The 17,782-nt window shown below is 63.9% G+C and carries 18 protein-coding genes; 13 read left to right on the top strand and 5 right to left on the bottom strand.

Annotation, left to right across the window (positions count from 1 at the left end):
- Positions 1 to 37 precede the first annotated feature (37 nt).
- The 8 genes from F6X59_RS12225 to F6X59_RS12190 all read left to right on the top strand — a co-directional run bounded on the left by F6X59_RS12225 (position 38) and on the right by F6X59_RS12190 (position 8,680).
- Entirely contained in the window at positions 38 to 2,485 is a 2,448-nt protein-coding gene (locus tag F6X59_RS12225) for a TonB-dependent siderophore receptor (protein ID WP_152956471.1), read from the top strand.
- 207 nt (positions 2,486 to 2,692) lie between these two features.
- Positions 2,693 to 3,445, top strand: coding sequence for an ABC transporter permease (locus F6X59_RS12220; RefSeq protein WP_152956470.1), 753 nt, complete (start codon positions 2,693 to 2,695; stop codon positions 3,443 to 3,445).
- 9 nt (positions 3,446 to 3,454) lie between these two features.
- Complete coding sequence (locus F6X59_RS12215; protein ID WP_152956469.1) at positions 3,455 to 4,210, top strand: ABC transporter permease; 756 nt, start codon at positions 3,455 to 3,457, stop codon at positions 4,208 to 4,210.
- A gap of 26 nt (positions 4,211 to 4,236) precedes the next feature.
- Positions 4,237 to 5,022, top strand: a complete 786-nt coding sequence (locus F6X59_RS12210; protein WP_152956468.1) for an ABC transporter ATP-binding protein — start codon at positions 4,237 to 4,239, stop codon at positions 5,020 to 5,022.
- 171 nt (positions 5,023 to 5,193) lie between these two features.
- Positions 5,194 to 6,693, top strand: a complete 1,500-nt coding sequence (locus F6X59_RS12205) for a diguanylate cyclase (RefSeq protein ID WP_372240370.1) — start codon at positions 5,194 to 5,196, stop codon at positions 6,691 to 6,693.
- Positions 6,694 to 6,765: 72 nt separating this feature from the next.
- Positions 6,766 to 7,341, top strand: a complete 576-nt coding sequence (locus F6X59_RS12200; protein ID WP_152956467.1) for a sigma-70 family RNA polymerase sigma factor — start codon at positions 6,766 to 6,768, stop codon at positions 7,339 to 7,341.
- The gene (locus F6X59_RS12195; protein ID WP_152956466.1) at positions 7,338 to 8,045 is read left to right on the top strand and encodes an anti-sigma factor domain-containing protein; all 708 of its coding nucleotides are present in this window, start codon (positions 7,338 to 7,340) and stop codon (positions 8,043 to 8,045) included. Before F6X59_RS12200 ends, F6X59_RS12195 begins: the two co-directional genes overlap by 4 nt.
- A gap of 161 nt (positions 8,046 to 8,206) precedes the next feature.
- Positions 8,207 to 8,680, top strand: a complete 474-nt coding sequence (locus F6X59_RS12190) for a fasciclin domain-containing protein (protein WP_256669267.1) — start codon at positions 8,207 to 8,209, stop codon at positions 8,678 to 8,680.
- A gap of 52 nt (positions 8,681 to 8,732) precedes the next feature.
- Here the strand turns inward: F6X59_RS12190 and chrA are convergent, their stop codons facing one another.
- Both chrA and F6X59_RS12180 read right to left on the bottom strand, forming a co-directional pair.
- Positions 8,733 to 10,103, bottom strand: a complete 1,371-nt coding sequence (gene chrA / locus F6X59_RS12185) for a chromate efflux transporter (protein ID WP_152956464.1) — start codon at positions 10,101 to 10,103, stop codon at positions 8,733 to 8,735.
- On the bottom strand, positions 10,096 to 11,037 hold the full coding sequence (locus F6X59_RS12180; RefSeq protein ID WP_152956463.1) for a chromate resistance protein ChrB domain-containing protein: 942 nt from the start codon (positions 11,035 to 11,037) through the stop codon (positions 10,096 to 10,098). Before F6X59_RS12180 ends, chrA begins: the two co-directional genes overlap by 8 nt.
- Positions 11,038 to 11,257: 220 nt before the next feature.
- Between F6X59_RS12180 and F6X59_RS12175 the strand changes: the two genes are divergently transcribed.
- A complete protein-coding gene (locus F6X59_RS12175) occupies positions 11,258 to 11,644 on the top strand; it encodes a glutathione binding-like protein (protein ID WP_152956462.1) in 387 nt (128 codons plus the stop codon).
- A 210-nt stretch (positions 11,645 to 11,854) separates the two neighbouring features.
- The gene (locus tag F6X59_RS12170; protein WP_152956461.1) at positions 11,855 to 12,715 is read left to right on the top strand and encodes a CAP domain-containing protein; all 861 of its coding nucleotides are present in this window, start codon (positions 11,855 to 11,857) and stop codon (positions 12,713 to 12,715) included.
- A gap of 24 nt (positions 12,716 to 12,739) precedes the next feature.
- Here the strand turns inward: F6X59_RS12170 and F6X59_RS12165 are convergent, their stop codons facing one another.
- From F6X59_RS12165 to F6X59_RS12155, 3 genes are all read right to left on the bottom strand, one after another.
- A complete protein-coding gene (locus F6X59_RS12165) occupies positions 12,740 to 13,240 on the bottom strand; it encodes a glycine zipper domain-containing protein (RefSeq protein WP_152956460.1) in 501 nt (166 codons plus the stop codon).
- 211 nt (positions 13,241 to 13,451) lie between these two features.
- Entirely contained in the window at positions 13,452 to 13,856 is a 405-nt protein-coding gene (locus F6X59_RS12160) for a DUF2251 domain-containing protein (protein WP_152956459.1), read from the bottom strand.
- Positions 13,857 to 13,988: 132 nt separating this feature from the next.
- Positions 13,989 to 14,759 (bottom strand): IclR family transcriptional regulator C-terminal domain-containing protein, encoded by a 771-nt coding sequence (locus F6X59_RS12155; RefSeq protein ID WP_152956458.1) that lies wholly within the window; start codon positions 14,757 to 14,759, stop codon positions 13,989 to 13,991.
- A gap of 145 nt (positions 14,760 to 14,904) precedes the next feature.
- Here F6X59_RS12155 and F6X59_RS12150 point away from each other — a divergent pair, with 145 nt between their 5' ends.
- From F6X59_RS12150 to F6X59_RS12140, 3 genes are read left to right on the top strand one after another with little or no spacing between them, the layout of a single operon-like run.
- On the top strand, positions 14,905 to 15,714 hold the full coding sequence (locus F6X59_RS12150; protein WP_152956457.1) for a shikimate dehydrogenase: 810 nt from the start codon (positions 14,905 to 14,907) through the stop codon (positions 15,712 to 15,714).
- Between the two features lie 4 nt (positions 15,715 to 15,718).
- Entirely contained in the window at positions 15,719 to 17,446 is a 1,728-nt protein-coding gene (locus F6X59_RS12145; protein WP_152956456.1) for an FAD-dependent oxidoreductase, read from the top strand.
- The gene (locus tag F6X59_RS12140) at positions 17,431 to 17,751 is read left to right on the top strand and encodes an NIPSNAP family protein (protein WP_152956455.1); all 321 of its coding nucleotides are present in this window, start codon (positions 17,431 to 17,433) and stop codon (positions 17,749 to 17,751) included. Before F6X59_RS12145 ends, F6X59_RS12140 begins: the two co-directional genes overlap by 16 nt.
- Positions 17,752 to 17,782 lie beyond the last annotated feature (31 nt).

Raw genomic sequence — 17,782 nt, 5'->3', positions numbered from 1 at the left:
AGCCCCCGGCAACGATGCCTACTCAAGGAAACCCAGCATGCCCCACCACCACCCCTTGGCCGGCGCCATCGCCCTGGCCATCGGCAGCCTTGCCGTGCCCGCCTTCGCCGCCGAAGCCAACGACTACCTCGACACCGTGGTCGTGGTCGGCACCCATCGCAGCGACGTCACTGCCCTGCAAAGCGCCGCCCCCGTGGACGTGTTCAGTGGCGAAAAGCTGCAGGAAACCGGCGCCAGCGACCTGTCTGGCGCCCTCACCGCACTGTCGCCCTCGTTCAGCTTCCCGCAATCACCGCAAGGGGCCTTCGCCGGCTCCATTGCCCAGGGCGCTTCGCTGCGTGGCCTGGCCACCGACCAGGTACTGGTGCTGGTCAACGGCAAACGCCGGCACACCAGCGCCAACGTCACCCGCCAGGGCCTGGTCAACGCCCGCGGCGCCGCAGCGGTGGACCTCAGCCTGATCCCGCTTTCGGCCATCGAACGGGTAGAGATCCTGCGCGATGGCGCGGCCGCCCAGTACGGCTCGGACGCCATCGCCGGGGTGATCAACATCGTCCTCAAGGAACGCGATGACGGCGGTAATGCCGGTTACCGTTTCGGCGGTTACAAAAAGGGCGATGGCCTGCAACGCAAGCTCAGCGGATGGAAAGGCTTCGCCCTGCCCAACGACGGCTTCCTGACCTTGGCGTTCGACGCCGGCAGCCAGGACCCGGCCAGCGACACCCGCGACGACAACCGCGTGTTCTACCCCGGTTCCACCAGCATCAATACACCGCGCGAGCAAAACAACCGCTACCGCAACTGGCGCTGGGGCTCGGGCAATGTCTCCGACCAGTACAACTTCACCGCCAATGCCGAGATGGGCCTGAGCGAGGGCCTGAGCGCCTACGGCTTTGCCACCTATGCGCACAAGAATACCGACGCCGAGAACTTCTTCGACCCGCCCACGACCCTGCGCAACAATTACGGGAGCGTGGCCTTGGCGCGCTACCCCGACGGCCGCCTGCCAGTCACCCGCTACGGCCTGGAAGACTATGCCGTCACCGGCGGCCTGCGCCTGGACAACGAAACCCTGGGCCACTTCGACCTGGCGCTGAACTACGGCAACAACCGGGTCGACTCCACCGACCGCGACGCCATCAACCCCAGCTGGGGCAACGCCAGCCCATCGACCATCTACACCGGCCGCCGCGAGGCCGACCAGACCAACCTGACCCTCGACTGGACCCGCGACTTCGCAAACGATTGGCTGTTCAAACCGCTGACCGTTTCGGCAGGGCTTGCCTGGCGCCAGGAGAACTACGACCTGACAGCTGGCGATGCCGCGGGTTGGTCCAACGGGCCACTGTTCAACACCGTCGACCCGATCACTGGCCGGCGCATTCCAGGCTACTACTCGGGCATTACCCAGGTCGATGCGGTGTCACTCGACCGCCGCGTGATCGGCGCCTACTTCGACGTCGAAGCGCAGCTCACCGAGAAATTCCAGGCCGGCGTGGCGGTGCGCAGCGAACACTATTCCGACTTTGGCGACACCACCAACGGCAAGCTGTCGCTGCGCTACGATTTCACCCCGCAGATCGCCGCGCGGGCCAGTGCCAGCACTGGCTATCGGGCGCCTTCGCTGGTACAGAGCGGGCTGTCGTCGTTCAGCGTGCAGGTGGTGGAGCAGCCGCCAGGCAGTGGCAACTGGGTTGAAGTGCAGCAGCGCACCCTGCGCGCCGACAGCCCGGAGGCGGCGCTGCTGGGGGGCAAGGCGCTGAAGCCCGAGGAGTCGACGAACTTCTCCGTGGGCCTGGTCTGGCAGCCGCTGCCCAATGCCTCGCTGACCCTCGATGCCTACCGCATCGACATCGACAACCGCATCACCCTGTCCGACCAGTTGCCGTCTTCAGTGGTCAGGCCGATCTTCGCCGGTACCCCGTACGCCAATATCCAGAGTGCCGCTTTCTACACCAACATCGTCGACACGCGCACCGACGGTTTCGAACTGGCCGGCCACTACCAGCTTGACCTGGCCCGCTGGGGGCGCCTGGACTTCAACGGCGGCTATGCGCGCAACAACACGCGCATCACCGGGCTGGACGATGTCGGCAGCATCCCCGGCAACCAGATCATCGGGCGCAACACCCAGGGCCTGATCGAGGATGGCACGCCCAAGGACAAGCTGACCCTGAGCGCCAACTGGCTGTATGACGGCTGGAGCGTGACCGTGGCGCAGCGGCGCTATGGCCAATGGCAGAACCGCAACGCCGCCAACCCGGCGCTGGACCAGACCTTCGGTGCGCAGTGGGTGACCGACCTGGATGTCTCGTACCACTTCGACCTTGGGCTCACCCTGTCGGCAGGCGCGATCAACCTGTTCGACAGCCACCCGGACAAGCTTGAGGGCGCGCAGTTGTATGGCGTGCCGAAGTACTCCATTACCAGCCCCGAGGGCGCGCAGGGGGCGTTCTACTACACCAGCGTGAGCTACGACTTCTGACCTGAGGGCGCGCGCAGCTACCCGTTGGGCCGCTGCGCGCTGCTGCCTGCTGCCGTCAGCGCATTGCTGAAAGACTGCTGCACCAGCAGCACCCCCTTGTTGCGCCAGCAGCAGCATCGCTCGCGCTGTGCCTGTTTTCAGGCGCCGCGAGGCTTGGCACAGCTCTTGCGAAGTGACTGACATCGTCCGCTTCCTCCAAGGCCTGCCATGCGCTTGCTCTCCCCTCTTACCTGGCTGATATCGCCCCTGGCCCTGCTCGCCCTCTGGAGCTTGCTGGCCAACGCTGGCCTGTTCCCGGTTAACCTCCTGGTCCCCCCACACGAGGTGTGGCTAAGCTTCAGCGAACTGCTGGCCAGCGGCGAGCTGCAAGAGCACCTGGCCGGCAGCCTGTCACGGCTGGCCCTGGGTTTCGTCTTCGGTGCGCTGGGCGGCTTGGCATTCGGCACCGCACTGGCCTTGTCGAAGACCGTGGAAGCCTACTGCGCGCCGTTGTTCCACTGCCTGCGGCAGATACCCAGCATTGCCCTGATCCCGATGTTCGTCCTGCTGTTGGGCGTCGACGAAGCCTTCAAGGTGGCGATCGTCGCCAAGACGGCGTTCTTCCCGGTGGCACTGGCCACATGCGAAGGCATACGCGCCATTGCCCGTAGCCACTTCGAAGTTGCCGCCGTGTACCGCCTGAGCTGGCCTGCACGGGTGGGCCGCATTGCCCTGCCGGCGGCCCTGCCGGCCATTGTCACCGGCATCCGCGTTGCCCTGACGCGCGCCTGGGTGGTGCTGGTGGCGTGCGAGCTGCTGGCCGCCGACAGCGGACTGGGGCAAATGATCGAAATGGGCCGGCAGATGTTGCGCATCGACGTGGTGATGGTCGGCGTGGTGCTTACCGGGGTAATCGGATTCACCCTGGATCATGGCCTGCGCTGCGTCGAAAGGCGCTTTACCGCCTGGCAGAGCCGTTGAGGATTGCTGATGAACCTGAAGAATCTGCGGGGTGTGGTGTTGCCATTGTTGCTGCTCGGTGCCTGGGAATACGCCTCGCGTCAGGGCGCGGCAGGGGCCTATGCCTTCGTGCCGCTGGCCGAGGTCGGTTCGGCATTGAGCGAACTGTTGGGCAGCGGCGAACTGCTGGTCAACCTGTGGGCCAGCCTGCTGCGCACCTGTACGGGGCTGGCCATCGGTATCGTCACCGGCCTCGCCCTGGGCGCCCTGATGGCCCTTTCGGCGCCGGCCAACCGGCTGATCGCCCCACTGTTCCACGCCCTGCGCCAAGTGCCGATGCTGGGCTGGATCCCGCTCATCGCCCTGTGGCTGGGTAACGGCGAGGGCGCCAAGCTGCTGATCGTCAGCCTGGCGGCCACCTATCCGGTGGCGCTCAACAGCTGCGAAAGCTTGCGCCAGGTCGAAGGCCAGCACCGCGAAGCCGCGCGCGTGCTGATGCTCAGCCACGGGCAGCAATTGCGCCTGATACTGCTGCCGGCAGCCCTGCCCGGCATTGCCACCGGGGTTCTGCAGGCCCTGGCATTCGCCTGGGTAACCTCGGTGGGCAGCGAGTTGTTCCTGTCCTCCGGCGCCGGCCTGGGCAGCTTGATGATGAATGCCGAGGCGGCGGCACGCATGGAGATCATCGTGGTTTGCGTGCTGTGCATCGGCTTGTGCGGTTACCTGATGTCCTGGCTCTGCAGCCGCCTCGCCCGCCGCCTGCTGCGCTGGCGCCCGAACCACTGATGCCTGAACCCTCAAGAGCCCCGACCATGAACGCCGTCGCCCATCCGTTTCACCCCAGCGCCATCGCTGGCGCACTGTCCATCCAAGGCTTGAGCAAGCAGTACCCGCTCAAGGGCAAGCCGGTATCCGTACTGGAAAACATCGACCTGGATATTCGCCCCGGCGAATTCGTCAGCATTCTCGGCGCCAGTGGTTGCGGTAAATCGACACTGCTGCGGCTGGTCGTCGGCCTCGATCAAGACTATCAAGGGCAGATTCTGCTCGATGGCCGGCCCGTGCGCGGGCCGGGCCTGGAGCGCGGCATCGTGTTCCAGGACCATCGCCTGTTTCCCTGGATGACCCTGCAGCAGAACATTGCCCTGGCCCTGAAGAATCACGCCATGGCGGCCACGCTGAAAGACCGGCTGGTGGCCGAACACATCGAGCTGGTAGGCCTGAGCGGCTTCGAAAGCGCTTACCCGCACCAGCTCTCGGGCGGTATGGCGCAACGGGCAGCCATTGCCCGGGCATTGGTGAACAAGCCCAAGGTGCTGCTGCTCGACGAGCCACTGGGCGCGCTCGACGCGTTGACCCGGGTACGGTTGCAACAGGAATTGCAACGCATCTGGCTACAGGAGGGCTGCACCGTGATCATGGTGACCCACGACATCGAAGAAGCGCTTTACCTGGGCGACCGGGTGATCGTGATGGATGCGCACCCCGGGAGTATCCGCGAAGACCTGCGCGTCGACCTGCCGCACCCGCGCGAACGCGACAGCGCTTTGCTGCATGGTTACAAGCAACGGCTGCTGGCGGAGCTGATCGGTCGCTGAGCAGCCATTCAGAGACAACAAATGCCCGTCAATATGCTCAAGTAAGTGATGTATCTGCTGCGGTTCGATTCGACTCCACGGTATTCTAGCTCTAATGCCAGGAATGGCTAAGTGCCATGGCCTTCAGCCAATGATCGCCAGCGTCGAAATCCGGACTTCTCAGGTACTAACGTGAAGCGTGACATTCATCTCGTTGTCCTTTTGCTATCAGTCATTGGTTGCTCACTCGCTTCGTTGACGCTATGGAAGGTCATGGCTTCTCGCGAACGTGCGCTGGAAGACATCAACACCCATGGCCTGAACCTCACCCAGGCGCTTTCCACCTATTCCGAAGGCATCGTGCGGCAAAGTTCGATGATCCTGCTCGGCCTGGTGGAACGCCTGGAAAACGAAGGCAGCGGGCCGGCACAGATCGAACGGCTGAGCCAGCTGATCAGCCGGCAACAGCCGCTGATGCCACAGTTGAGCGGCATTACCATCTACGCCCGGGACGGGCGCTGGCTGATGTCCTCCAATCGCCCGATCCCGGCCGGTGCCAACAGCAGCGACCGGGCCTACTTCATCCATCACCGCGACGACCCTTCGCGTGAGTCGTTCATTGGCCTGCCCATCCGCAGCCGCTCCAACCAGGAATGGGTGATTACCATCAGTCGTCGCTTCAACGATGCCAAGGGCGAATTCGCCGGCGTGGTGGCGGTGACGCTGGGGGTCGAGAACTTCCTGCACCTGTTCGGTCAGATTGACGTCGGCCGGGATGGCGCCATCGGGCTGTCCTACACCGACGGCTCAATGCTGGTGCGCTACCCGTTTCGCGAGCAGGACATGGGGCGCAACTTTTCCCAGTCGCCGATCTACACCAAGTACCTGGTCGACAAGTCGGTCGGCACCGCCTCGTTCACCTCCAGCCTGGACGGCGTCGAGCGCCTGTATGCGTTTCGCAAGAGCGACCACCTGCCGTTGGTGACCACCGTCGCCCTGGGCAAGGGTGAAGCACTGGCCGCCTGGCAGCTCGAGGCGCAGCTGTCGTTGCTGGTGGTTTGCGCACTGCTGGGCCTGACCGGCACCATCGGCTGGCTGCTGATCCGCGCCATGCGCCGGCGCAGCCTGGCCGAGGGTGACCTGCGGGTGGCCCAGCAACAGCTGCTCGACAGCAACCAGCAGCTCGAACGCCTGGCGATGCACGATGCACTGACCGGGCTGGCCAACCGCCGCAGTTTCGACCAGGCCCTGGCCCGGGAGGCTGGAAGGGCCCGGCGCAACGGCGGCGCCCTGAGCTTGCTGATGATCGATATCGACCACTTCAAACGCTACAACGACACCTATGGCCACCCGGCCGGTGACGCCTGCCTGCACCTGGTGGCCAAGCGGCTATCGGCCTGCATCCGTCGCCCCCCCGATCTGCTGGCCCGTTATGGCGGCGAGGAGCTGGCCGCGATCCTGCCCGGCACCGACAGCGCCGGCGCGGCCATTGTCGCCCAGGCAATGCTCGATAGCCTGAGCAAGGAGCCCATCACCCACCCGCTCAGCCCTTTCTCCCGAGTGACCGTGAGCATCGGCATCGCCTGCACGACGGGTAGTGAACTGGAGAGCGAACAGGCCCTGCTCGCGCGCGCCGACCGGGCGCTGTACCGGGCCAAGGACGCAGGCCGTAACGGTGTGCAGATCGGCTGAAACCGGCAGCCTGGGTCGCCAGCGATTGAAAATCCGGGCTAAGGTTGTTTAGCGCCTTCAGGAGACTGCACATTGGCCATAAGCGCTGACATCACAGGTCATCATGCCGAGCAGTCGCAAGCTGCGGCGCAGAACGTGCTGCTGCTGGCCTGTGGCACAGGCAACCGTCTGGCATTCGAGGCACTGTACCGCACCACCTCGGCTAAATTGTTCGGTATCTGCCTGTACTACCTGAACAACCGCGCAGAGGCAGAAGAAGTCCTTCAGGAGATCTACACCAGTATTTGGCTCAAGGCCTCCAGCTTCGATCCGGCGCTATCCAGTGCTGGCACCTGGATGGCTTCGATTGCTCGACACAAGGCAATCGACAGACGCCGTTCCCGGCACATCCACGAACCCCTCGAAACCCTCACGCAGTGGCCCACGCTGGATTCGGTAGTGGACAGCGTCGAGCGAGATCACCAAGGCAGTGCCCTGGAGCGCTGCCTCGCGACACTTGAGGAAGACCAGCAGCGATACATTCGAGTGGCATTTTTCGAAGGCTATTCCTACGCTGAACTGGCTGAGCGTCACAGCGTCCCCCTAGGGACAGTGAAAAGCTGGATTCGCCGTGGGCTCCTCAGACTGCGTGTGTGCCTTGGCTTATGAACGAACACGAACTTCCCCCGGATGATGATCGCGATCTATTGATCGCCGAATACGTGCTGGGAGTGCTTGGCCGCGAAGCCTGCGAAGAGGTGGAGGCGCTGGCCGCGCGCGACCCCGCCGTGCAAGCCGCAGTGGCTGCGTGGCAGCGTCAGTTCGAGGGCTGGTTGAGTCAGGTACCTGAGGTCAGTCCGCCTGACCGCACCTGGCAGCGGATCGAGGCGCAACTGTTCTCGAATGAGCCGTCAATGAAGCAACCCCGTCGTAGCGGGTGGCAAACTGTCGGTTTTTGGCGCTGGACCACTGCGGCCCTGGCTGCCGGCCTGATCATCGCTGTCTTCACCCTTGGCATGCCCGAGCACAGGGTAGCGACAACCCTACTGGCCCGCCTTGAGCAAAGTGACGGTGATGTCCTGTTTACCGCAACGGTCCACCCTGGCGACCGCGCCGTGCTATTTGTGCCCACGCGTGCCTCGAACTGGAAGGACCTCAGCGCCCAAGCCTGGCTAATTGGCAAGGATGGCAAACCTCACTCGCTGGGCCTGCTCCCGGCGAATGCGGCCGCAGACCTGGCCATTCCACCGGAGCTGGCGGCATCACTCGGCGATGGTGCAGTGCTAGCCGTGTCGCTAGAGCCTGAAAACGGCTCACCTACGGGCTTGCCCACCGGGCCCGTCATTGCTCAAGGAAAAATATCGTCGCTGTGATGCATCCGTTTCCTGGGCTGCTCCGTATATTCCTCACCTTCATTCGAAGGGTCGAAGAATCGAGGAGACGCATCATGCCTAGCTTTGCTCAACGCCTCGCAAAAACCTGCCTGGTCGCCCTGTGCCTTGTGGCATCCAATGGTTTTTCCGCAAACCTGCCAATGGTGGGCGGCGCACCGATGTACCCGGACAAGACCATCGTTGAAAACGCGGCCAACTCCAAGGACCACACGACACTGGTGGCAGCTGTCAAAGCCGCCGGCCTGGTGGATACCCTCAACGGCAAAGGCCCGTTCACCGTCTTCGCGCCCACCAACGAAGCCTTTGCCAAGCTCCCGGCAGGTACGGTGGACACCTTGGTGAAACCTGAACATAAGGCCGACCTCACGAAGATCCTGACCTATCACGTCGTAGCCGGTACTCATACGGCGAAGCAACTCATGGACGAGGTCAAGATGCAGGGTGGCAAAACCACGCTGACCACCGTCCAGGGGGAGCCGCTCACCGTGATGATGCACGGCAGCAAACTCTGGTTGATGGACGCCAAGGGCGGCAAGGCTGCGGTTACCATCGTCGATGTAATGCAGTCCAACGGCGTGATCCACGTCATTGATACTGTGCTGATGCCCAAATAGATAGACCGACCAGCGACGGCCCGGGTTGGGCCGTCGCTGGTTTGCTCTGGTTTCATGCACGCAACAGGTGAACGGCCAGGCCTGCCAGTGCGCAGGCGAACAGCACCTGAATCACCCCTCGCTTGAAGCGGAACAGCGCAATCGCAGCGCTAACCGCGATCACTGCAGAAGGCCAGTCAAACGCCCCACTGAAACCCGTTGGCCAAAGCACGTGGTAGCCGAAGAACAGGGCGAGGTTGAGGATCACCCCCACCACAGCGGCGGTGATGCCTGTTAGCGGGGCGGTGAATTTCATCTCGTTGTGAGTCGACTCCACCACCGGGCCTCCGGCAAGGATGAAGATGAACGACGGCAGGAAGGTGAACCACGTGACGAGGCTTGCCGCGACTGCGCCGGCCAGGAACGGGTGCTCGGCACCGAACATCGGATGGACGTAGCCACCGATGAAGCCGACGAAGGCAACCACCATGATCAGCGGGCCTGGCGTGGTTTCCCCTAACGCAAGGCCATCAATCATCTGGGTGGGTGAGAGCCAGCCGTAGTGCCCGACAGCCCCCTGGTAGACATAGGGCAGCACCGCGTAGGCACCGCCAAAGGTCATCAGTGCGGCCTTGGTGAAGAACCAGCCCATCTGCGTCAGGGTGCCGCCCCAGCCGAACGACAGCGTCAGCAACCCCATGGGCAGTACCCACAGCCCTGCACCGATCAGCAGCAGGCGTAGCAGATGCCCCCAGCTGAAACGGGCATGCTCAGGGGGTGGGGTGTCGTCATCGATCAGCGCCGGGCCAAAGCTGTCCTTCACGGCCCCATGACCGCCGCCGACCACAAACTTGCCTGGCGCCAAGCGACCCCCCACATAGCCGATGAGGGCGGCCATCAGCACGATCAGTGGGAACGGCACATTAAGGGCGAAGATGGCCACGAACGAGGCTCCGGCCATGGCCCACAGCCAGCCATTCTTCAGGGCGCGTGAACCAATCCGGTGGGCGGCGTGGACGACAATGGCCGTGACCGCCGGCTTGATGCCATAGAAGATCCCGGCGACGACCGGTACCTCGCCAAAGGCGACATAGACCCAGGACAACGCGATCAGGATGAACAGCGAAGGCAGCACGAACAATGCGCCGGCAATCACCCCGCCCCAGCTGCGGTGCATGAGCCAGCCGATATACGTGGCGAGCTGCTGAGCCTCGGGGCCGGGCAACAACATGCAGTAGTTCAGCGCGTGCAGGAAACGCTTCTCGCTGATCCAGCGCCGGCGCTCGACCAGCTCCTGGTGCATGATCGAGATCTGCCCGGCGGGCCCGCCAAAGCTGATGAAGCCTAACTTGAGCCAGAACAGGAAGGCTTCATACAAGCCTATCGGCTGCCGAGTCGCTTGTGATGGCGGCTGCTCACTCACTACGGAGGTGGTATCAACCATTTTGGGCTTCCTCACTTGCAAAAGCCGTCAGCAGGCCATCGAAGATGCCCGCGGCGACCATGGTCAGTTGATCGTCATCGCCAATGCTCTCTCTCAAGCCGGCGAGGACACGCTCGATACCTGGAGCTTCGGAAGGTTGGTTACCCCCCACATCCAGGTAGTGAATGATGCCAGCCAGGCGTGCCAGGCCTGGCTGCTGCACGGCAAAGCTGTCGATGAGGGTCTCCAAGGAAACCCGCTGGCCAACGTGGCTGAACCGGGCCCCATCAAAATCGAAGCCCAGTGCATCGCTCGGGCAGTCGCTGGGGCTGTCCAACCAAATGAATTGGGCGTCGGCATCGATGAAGCGACGGATCAGCCAGGCACAGGCCAACCGATCCACCCAGGGACGTTTTCGGGTTGCCCACCGTCGCCCCTGGTAGTCGGTGCGCGCCAGTCGAGTAATAGCTTCATCGTGCGCACGCGGCTCATCGGTGGACAGTGCCCGGCTAATAGCGGTCTCAAGCTCTTGCAGTGCCGAGTCGGCTTGAGCCTTGATCAGGCCTGGGAAGAAATCGATCGCCGCCAACTGGCCGAAAGCCTTTCTGAGCTTGCGTGCCTGCCGTGCTATCTGAAGCGCATTGTCCGGCGTCAAATCAGCCCGGTTATGTGCAATTTCGTCCATCAGCCTGGCGTACTCATCGCTTCTGTCGAACAGCCCGCTGAAGCGCTCTTCACGTTCAGACAGCGATAACAGAAACGCGGTGCCGTTGATGGCCAGCACATCTCGCTCCACAGCTTCGAAGGTTTCTCGGCCCGCGCGTCTTTCCGGCAGCAGGTATACGCCATCCCGCAGGACAGCTGCACCCGAGGCTTTAAGCGTCCTCCAGGCACGCATTCGCTCGGTGGCGTTGGCCGTCGGCAACCCAAGGATCAATAGCGACCACAAGGTCATGTAGAATACTCAACGAAAAATGTACTTTCCTCTACATTAATCGAGGCTTGTCCAAAAGCAACGATTATTCTTCGAGTGTGCTGAAAAACAGGGGCTCGCGTCGACGAAGCTCCCTTGGCGTCTTGCGTGAATTCCCGCTTTGGTGTCATAACCAGAGCGCTGCACAGTGCCTCACCTCGCCAGCCTTCGCACGGCTGACCCACGCAAATGGGAGACGAAAATGAAGCTCTTTTACTCGCCAGGTGCCTGCTCACTCTCGCCGCATATCGTACTCAACGAGTTGGGCCTGACCTACACCGCCGAAAAAGTCGACCTCAAGCACCACACGACTGCCAGCGGCGCGGATTACTACAGCCCAGAGGCCAAGAGCAAGACCATCGATACCTTCGGCAAACGCCTGGGCTTCGTGGACAAGGCATTGCAGGGCAAGGACTTCCTGACCGGCCAGCACTTCAGCGTGGCCGATGCCTACCTGTTTACCATCGTGAACTGGGCGCCAATGCTGGGCATTGACCTATCACCCTGGCCGACCGTGGCGGCGTTCCAGAAACGCGTGGCCAGCCGCCCTGCCGTGCAGAAAACCCTGCAAGCCGAAGGCTTGATCTGACCCTCGCTGGGCTCAAGCCCCCTGCCCTTTGCGGCTTGAGCCCTATGCGGGGGAAATGTCGAGAATCCGTGCTGGGTAAAACGGGGCCGCATCGCGGCCCCTGGCGACAGATTTGTCACCTCTGCTGGTGAACCTGAATTGAGGCGCGCAGTCATATCCGGGCCCTTTGTTCGGCACTCCCGCCATCATCCCTGCAGAGCTGTCCGCCCCATGCGCCAAGCTGCCCGCTGCTCGTCGTTTGTCTCGCTGTGCCTCGTTCATTGCTTCCCGCTGATCATCAGCCCCGCCCATGCCAGCGGGGAACGCCAACTGGTGGCAGCCATCAACGACTACCGCGCCCAGCCACAGCGCTGCGAAGGGCGCCGGGTGTTGGTCTCGACACCGCTTACGTTGAAGTCGAACCTGGCGTTGCCGGTCGGCTACGGCGGCGCTTTGCGCGAAGGTTTGAAGGCCGCCGGCTATCAGGCAGCAAGGGTGCGCAGCATCCGTGTAATCGGTGCACAGGATGCCGAGGAGGCTTTTGACAGGTTGCGCAGCAGCTACTGCGCTGCCTTGCTCGATAACCAGTTTGCCGATATCGGCGTCAGTCGCGCCCGCAGCGAGTGGCAGGTGGTGCTGGCGCGTCCCGTGCTCGACGCTCAGCTGGGCGATCAGCGCTCTGCAAGCAAAGCGTTACTGGCCGAGGTCAACGCAGCACGAGCGAAACCGCGATTGTGTGGTCGCCAGCGTTTCGCCGCTGCGCGGCCGCTCACCTGGAACACCGCCCTGGGAACGGCGGCGCAGCGCCATAGCCGGGCGATGGCCAACGGCAATTACTTCGCGCACCGTGATCCCAACGGTGACTGGCCCGCAGACCGGGCGTGGGATGCCGGCTACCGGGGGCGTCAGGTAGGTGAGAATATTGCCGCCGGCCAAGGGTCCCCGAGCAAGGCGATGGCCGGCTGGCTGGCCAGCCCCGGGCATTGCGCCAACCTGATGAACCCGATGTTCACCCAGGTTGGCGCGGCCTATGTCGCGAATGCGCGCAGCGATCAGGGCGTGTATTGGACGATGCTGTTCGGCGCGCCTTGATAGGCGCGCCAGCCTTGGCGCCGATCAGTCGTCGTCGCGCCAGTCCCGGTGGTGTTTGCGCCAGCCATAGTGGTGGCCACGGTCGTGGTGGTGACGGCGCCAGCCACGGTCGTCGTCATCATCGTCATAGCCGCGACCACCGCCGCGGTGACCACTTTCATCGTCGTATTCGCGGCCCATGTGGTTACCCAGGGCACCGCCCACGCCGCCACCGGCAGCCGCACCAATCATGCTGCCCGTGGTGCCGCCCATCTGCCGACCTACCACGTTGCCGCCGGCGGCGCCCAGTGCGCCGCCAATGGCAGCTTCGCCACGGCTGTGCTTGTTGGCACCCACCGCACCGCCGGCCGCGCCACCCAAGCCTGCGCCGATTGCCGAGCCGGTGCTGCCACCGATCGACTGGCCGACCACCGAGCCCAATACCCCGCCCAATGCGCCGCCTATGCCTGCTTCGGTATTACCGCCTGCCGATGCAACGCCGCTCAGCAGGCCAAGTGACAACAACAGAATCGAGGAGTACTTCATTCATGAAAGCCTCAAGGGAATGCCGAGGCGATCCTGAGGCTCTGCACGGAGGCTTACAACGGAAATCCGACGAGTAACACGGGTTGTAAAAATTCTCTAAGTTGCTGTTTTTTCTGCGAAACTTTTCGGCTTTTTGACGGTCTTTGGCTACTTGGCACTGAACAGATCAAGGCCATCCATCGAGCCTTGGCTGGTCAAGCCTGAATGGCCTTCAGGCAAAATGCCGCAGTGCGCTGTCATCCCATTCATGGCCCGCGTGCGACCAGCCGTTGTCCATCGGCAATGGGAACCCGGTACGGCAATGCCCCTGCTTGGCTTCAAAGTCGAAGACCGCATGGGGGTAGTCGTTGATCAGCAGCAGCGCCTTGCGGTGGTCCTCGGACCAGGCAATCTTGACCATCGACGGTTTGTCCCGGTCCGTGACGCTCTCCACGTCGTAGATGTGCAGCGCATTCTGGATCGGGTTGCCGCCGCCTGAGCTGTCCAGGGCGTAGAAATATCCCGTTTCCTCATCGTCCTCGAACACCACGACGAAGGGCCCTTCCCCGGCCGGCGCCTCGACTACCAGGCCATCCCCTACGAGCAATTCGTTCTGCGCGGCAAGATAAGCAGGCATGTTGGCATTCCTATTCCTATGTCTGGGAGCTTGATCATGCCCAGCAACGGATGCGCCCTGCAAGCGAATCAGATCGGGCCATGCAATACCGGGCTGCACTGGCCGGAATCCGCGCCGCCAGCTGGCCGGCGCTCAATCGAGCACCGGTTTGAGCAGTGCCTGCGCCTCATACAGCGTCGCCAGGTAGCGCAGGCGCATCTCGTCAACGCTCAACCGCGCAGCATGGGTGGTGATCGTCAGGGTCGCCTTCAGCTGGCCGCTGCGGTCGAGCAGCGGCACGCCCAGCACGCGCATGCCGATTTCGTATTCCTGATCGACGATGCTGTAGCCCTGCGCCCTCACCTGCTGCAGCTGCGCCTCCAGCAATGCCCGGTCGGTCTGGGTGTAGGGCGTAAGCGCATGCAGCGGATTGCGTGCGAAGTATGCCTCGCGCTGCTCCGGCTCCAGCCACGCCAGCCAGACCCGGCCACTGGCCGTGCAATACATCGGCACCCGTGACCCGGGGCGGATCGACAACGAAGCAATGTGGCTGTAGCGGCTGCGCACCAGGTGAATGATCTCGTCCCCATCACGGCTGCCCACCGACACGTGTTCCTGGGTCTGCCGTGCCACCTGCTCGACGATCGGCCGCAACATGCGCGGCAACTGCGCCGAGTCGACATAGGCCTGGCCGATACGCAGGGCCTTGGGCGTCAACCAGTAATGGCGGTTGTCGGTCTCGGCAAAGCCTTCATGCACCAACGTCAGCAGAAAGCGCCGTGCGGCACTGGGGGTCAGGCCGGACAGCCTGGCCGCCTGGGGCACGCTCAGGCGTGGTTGCTCGGCACTGAACAGCTGCATCAGCGCCAGGCCTTTCTGCAGGCCGGCAATCAGGTCGCGGGGGTGGATCTCGGGTGGGGACATGAACTCGGCTCTTGGAAAGTGGCCTTTAATGCGATTAACGCATGCTGGCTGCGATTATCGCATCAATCGCTCGATAAGCGCATTGTTGAGGGCGCCACCTCGCGCCAAGCTTGCCTCCACAACAACAGTCACAACGGAGGTCAGCATGATCCGAGGTTCGACAGAACTGGTCGCCATCGTCGGTTCGCCAATCGCTCAGGTGAAGTCGCCGGAAAACTTCAACACCTGGTTCGCCAACAACGCCCGCGACCTGGCGATGCTGCCCATCGACCTGCAGGAAACGGCGCTGGGTGCTTTTGTCGACAACCTGCGCGGCTGGCGCAACCTGCGCGGCTGTGTGGTGACAGTGCCCTACAAACAGGCCTTGGCCACACGACTGGACGGGCTCAGCGACCGCGCCAAGGCACTGGGCTCGGTCAACGTGATCCGCCGCGAGCGCGACGGCCGCCTGCTGGGTGATAACGTCGATGGCGCGGGCTTCCTCGGCGCCGCCCGCCTGCAAGGCTTCGTGGCCAGCGGCAAGCGGGCGCTGGTGGTGGGCTGCGGCGGGGTCGGCAGTGCGATCGCCTATGCGCTGGGTGAAGCAGGCCTGGGCCAGATCACCCTCAGCGACCCCAGCACCGAACGCGTCGGTGCGCTGGGCGAAGTGCTGGGCAATGCCTTCCCGGAACTGGAAATCGCCACACAGTATCACTCGCTGGAGGACTTCGACCTGGTCGTCAACGCCTCCCCCGTCGGCATGGGCAACAGCGGCGACCTGCCGTTGCCGGCTGCACTGCTGGAGACCCTCAAAGCCGCCACGCTGGTGGCCGACGTGGTCACCTCGCCGGAAATCACCCCACTGCTGCACAAGGCGCGTGAACGCGGCTGCCCGATCCAGACCGGCGCGCAGATGGCCTTCGCCCAACTGGGCCACCTCGGCGCCTTCATGGGCGTCACGCCGCTGGAGATCTGAAGCCATGAGCGCTAGCGAACAAGCGGTGTTCGACCTGGTGGTGCTGGGCAGCGGTGCCGGGGGCTTCGCCACGGCGGCCACGGCGGCCCGCCGCGGGCTGAAGGTACTGGTGGTGGAGAAGGCCGAGCACTTTGGCGGCACCTCGGCGATTTCCGGCGGCGCGGCATGGATCTACGGCAGCGATCAGGCACAGGCTGCCGGTGCCAAGGATTCGCCCGAGGCCATGCGCACCTACCTGCAGACTATCATCGGCGCAGGCTACAACCCGGCGCTGGTGGATGCCTTCATCGCGCGTGGCCACCAGGCCCTGCGCTGGCTGGAGCACAACACCGAGCTGCGCTACGGCCTGCGCCCGCATTCGCCGGACTACTACCCCGACGAGCCCGGCGCCACCGAGTTCGGCCGGGCGCTGGAGATGGTCGAGTACGACGGTCGCCACCTCGGTGCACGCTTCAAGGACCTGAAGATGCCACCACCGGGCATGCTGCTGTTCGGCGGCATGATGGTCAACCGCGTGGACATCCAGCACTTTCTCAACCTGCGCCGCTCGCCCGCCTCGCTGTGGCATTGCCTGAAACTGATGGCACGTTATGCGCGGGACCGCCTGAAGCACCCGCGGGGTACTCGCCTGACCACCGGCAACGCGCTGATCGCCCGCCTGGCCAGCAGCGCCTTCGCCCATGGCACACACCTGTGGCTGCGCAGCGAAGCGCAAGAGCTGGTCGTCGAACACGGCGTGGTAACCGGTGTCATCGTGCAGCGCGAAGGCCGGCGAATACCGGTGCAGGCCCGCGGTGGCGTGGTCTGTGCCATGGGCGGTTTTGCTGCCGGGCAGCTGGCTGCCGGCTATCGTCCGGACGCCACAGCGCCACACCTGAGCATGTCGCCGCCGACCAACGACGGCGCCGCCCTGCGCCTTGGCGAGGCAGTAGCAGCCGCCCAGGGCGAGGGCCTGGCGGCCAATTTCTTCTGGGCACCGGTGTCCGAGCTGCGCCATGCCAATGGCGAGCGCGAACGCTTTCCGCACCTGGTCACCGACCGCGCCAAGCCGGGGGTGATCGCGGTCGACCCGGGCGGGCGGCGCTTCGTCAACGAGTCCAATTCCTACCACCACTTCGTGCAGACCATGTTCGCCAACGGCATCGGCCATTGCTGGCTGATCTGCGACGCCGAGGCGATGAACCGTTATGGCCTGGGCCTGGCGCGGCCCAAACCGGTGGACAACGCGGCGCTGATCGCCGCCGGCTACCTGCAGCGCGCCGCCAGCGTGCCTGCCCTGGCTGCGGCCATCGGCGTCGATCCGCAGGTTTTGCAGCAGACGCTTGAGCACTTCAATGCCGACGCGCGTAACGGCATCGAGCGTGAATTCGGCAAAGGCGGCAACAGCTACAACCGCTACATGGGCGACCCACAGCACCAGCCCAACCCGTGCCTGGCGCCACTGACCAAAGCGCCGTACTACGCCATCCGCCTCCATACCGGCGACCTCGGCTCGGCACGCGGCCTGGTGACCGACGCCAATGCCAACGTGCTGAACCGCAGCGGCGCGCCCATTGCCGGGCTGTATGCCGTGGGCAATGACATGAACTCAATGATGAACGGCACCTACCCAGGCCCCGGGATCACCCTCGGCCCCGCCCTCACCTTTGGCTGGATCGCTGCCAGCCATATCGCCGAGCGCCTGCAGGCGCCAGCCACCCTTCTGGAGAAACCCACATGTACTACGAACTGAGAACCTACACCCTCGACCCGCTGAAGATGGCCGACTGGCTGGCCCTGTATCAGAGCCATGCGCTGGAGGTGCAGAGCGAGCACCTGGGCAACCTGGTGGGTTTCTTCACCAGCGAGTTCGGCGAGGTCAACCAGGTGGTGCATATGTGGGCCTACGCCAGCCTCGACGAGCGCATGGCGCGCCGCGCCGCGATGGCCGCCGACCCGCGCTGGGCGGAGTTCTCGCGGCGTAACCGGGAGCTGGGCGCGGTGGTGCAACTGCACTCGCGGCTGCTGCGGCCCACGGGCTTTTCACCGCTGCAATAACTGACCACTTCATTAACCTGAGCGGGACCCC

The sequence above is a fragment of the Pseudomonas sp. MN1F genome (assembly GCF_009391885.1).
In the GTDB taxonomy this organism is placed as follows: Bacteria; Pseudomonadota; Gammaproteobacteria; order Pseudomonadales; family Pseudomonadaceae; genus Aquipseudomonas.
This window is presented reverse-complemented; position numbering and strand designations above follow the sequence as displayed.

What these genes read in the sequence shown, in the direction of transcription:
- F6X59_RS12225 (WP_152956471.1), top strand. Translation starts at nt 38, where the DNA reads ATGCCCCACCACCACCCCTTGGCCGGCGCCATCGCCCTGGCCATCGGC.
- F6X59_RS12220 (WP_152956470.1), top strand. Translation starts at nt 2,693, where the DNA reads ATGCGCTTGCTCTCCCCTCTTACCTGGCTGATATCGCCCCTGGCCCTG.
- F6X59_RS12215 (WP_152956469.1), top strand. Translation starts at nt 3,455, where the DNA reads ATGAACCTGAAGAATCTGCGGGGTGTGGTGTTGCCATTGTTGCTGCTC.
- F6X59_RS12210 (WP_152956468.1), top strand. Translation starts at nt 4,237, where the DNA reads ATGAACGCCGTCGCCCATCCGTTTCACCCCAGCGCCATCGCTGGCGCA.
- F6X59_RS12195 (WP_152956466.1), top strand. Translation starts at nt 7,338, where the DNA reads ATGAACGAACACGAACTTCCCCCGGATGATGATCGCGATCTATTGATC.
- F6X59_RS12190 (WP_256669267.1), top strand. Translation starts at nt 8,207, where the DNA reads ATGGTGGGCGGCGCACCGATGTACCCGGACAAGACCATCGTTGAAAAC.
- chrA (WP_152956464.1), bottom strand. Translation starts at nt 10,103, where the DNA reads ATGGTTGATACCACCTCCGTAGTGAGTGAGCAGCCGCCATCACAAGCG.
- F6X59_RS12180 (WP_152956463.1), bottom strand. Translation starts at nt 11,037, where the DNA reads ATGACCTTGTGGTCGCTATTGATCCTTGGGTTGCCGACGGCCAACGCC.
- F6X59_RS12175 (WP_152956462.1), top strand. Translation starts at nt 11,258, where the DNA reads ATGAAGCTCTTTTACTCGCCAGGTGCCTGCTCACTCTCGCCGCATATC.
- F6X59_RS12170 (WP_152956461.1), top strand. Translation starts at nt 11,855, where the DNA reads ATGCGCCAAGCTGCCCGCTGCTCGTCGTTTGTCTCGCTGTGCCTCGTT.
- F6X59_RS12165 (WP_152956460.1), bottom strand. Translation starts at nt 13,240, where the DNA reads ATGAAGTACTCCTCGATTCTGTTGTTGTCACTTGGCCTGCTGAGCGGC.
- F6X59_RS12160 (WP_152956459.1), bottom strand. Translation starts at nt 13,856, where the DNA reads ATGCCTGCTTATCTTGCCGCGCAGAACGAATTGCTCGTAGGGGATGGC.
- F6X59_RS12155 (WP_152956458.1), bottom strand. Translation starts at nt 14,759, where the DNA reads ATGTCCCCACCCGAGATCCACCCCCGCGACCTGATTGCCGGCCTGCAG.
- F6X59_RS12150 (WP_152956457.1), top strand. Translation starts at nt 14,905, where the DNA reads ATGATCCGAGGTTCGACAGAACTGGTCGCCATCGTCGGTTCGCCAATC.
- F6X59_RS12145 (WP_152956456.1), top strand. Translation starts at nt 15,719, where the DNA reads ATGAGCGCTAGCGAACAAGCGGTGTTCGACCTGGTGGTGCTGGGCAGC.
- F6X59_RS12140 (WP_152956455.1), top strand. Translation starts at nt 17,431, where the DNA reads ATGTACTACGAACTGAGAACCTACACCCTCGACCCGCTGAAGATGGCC.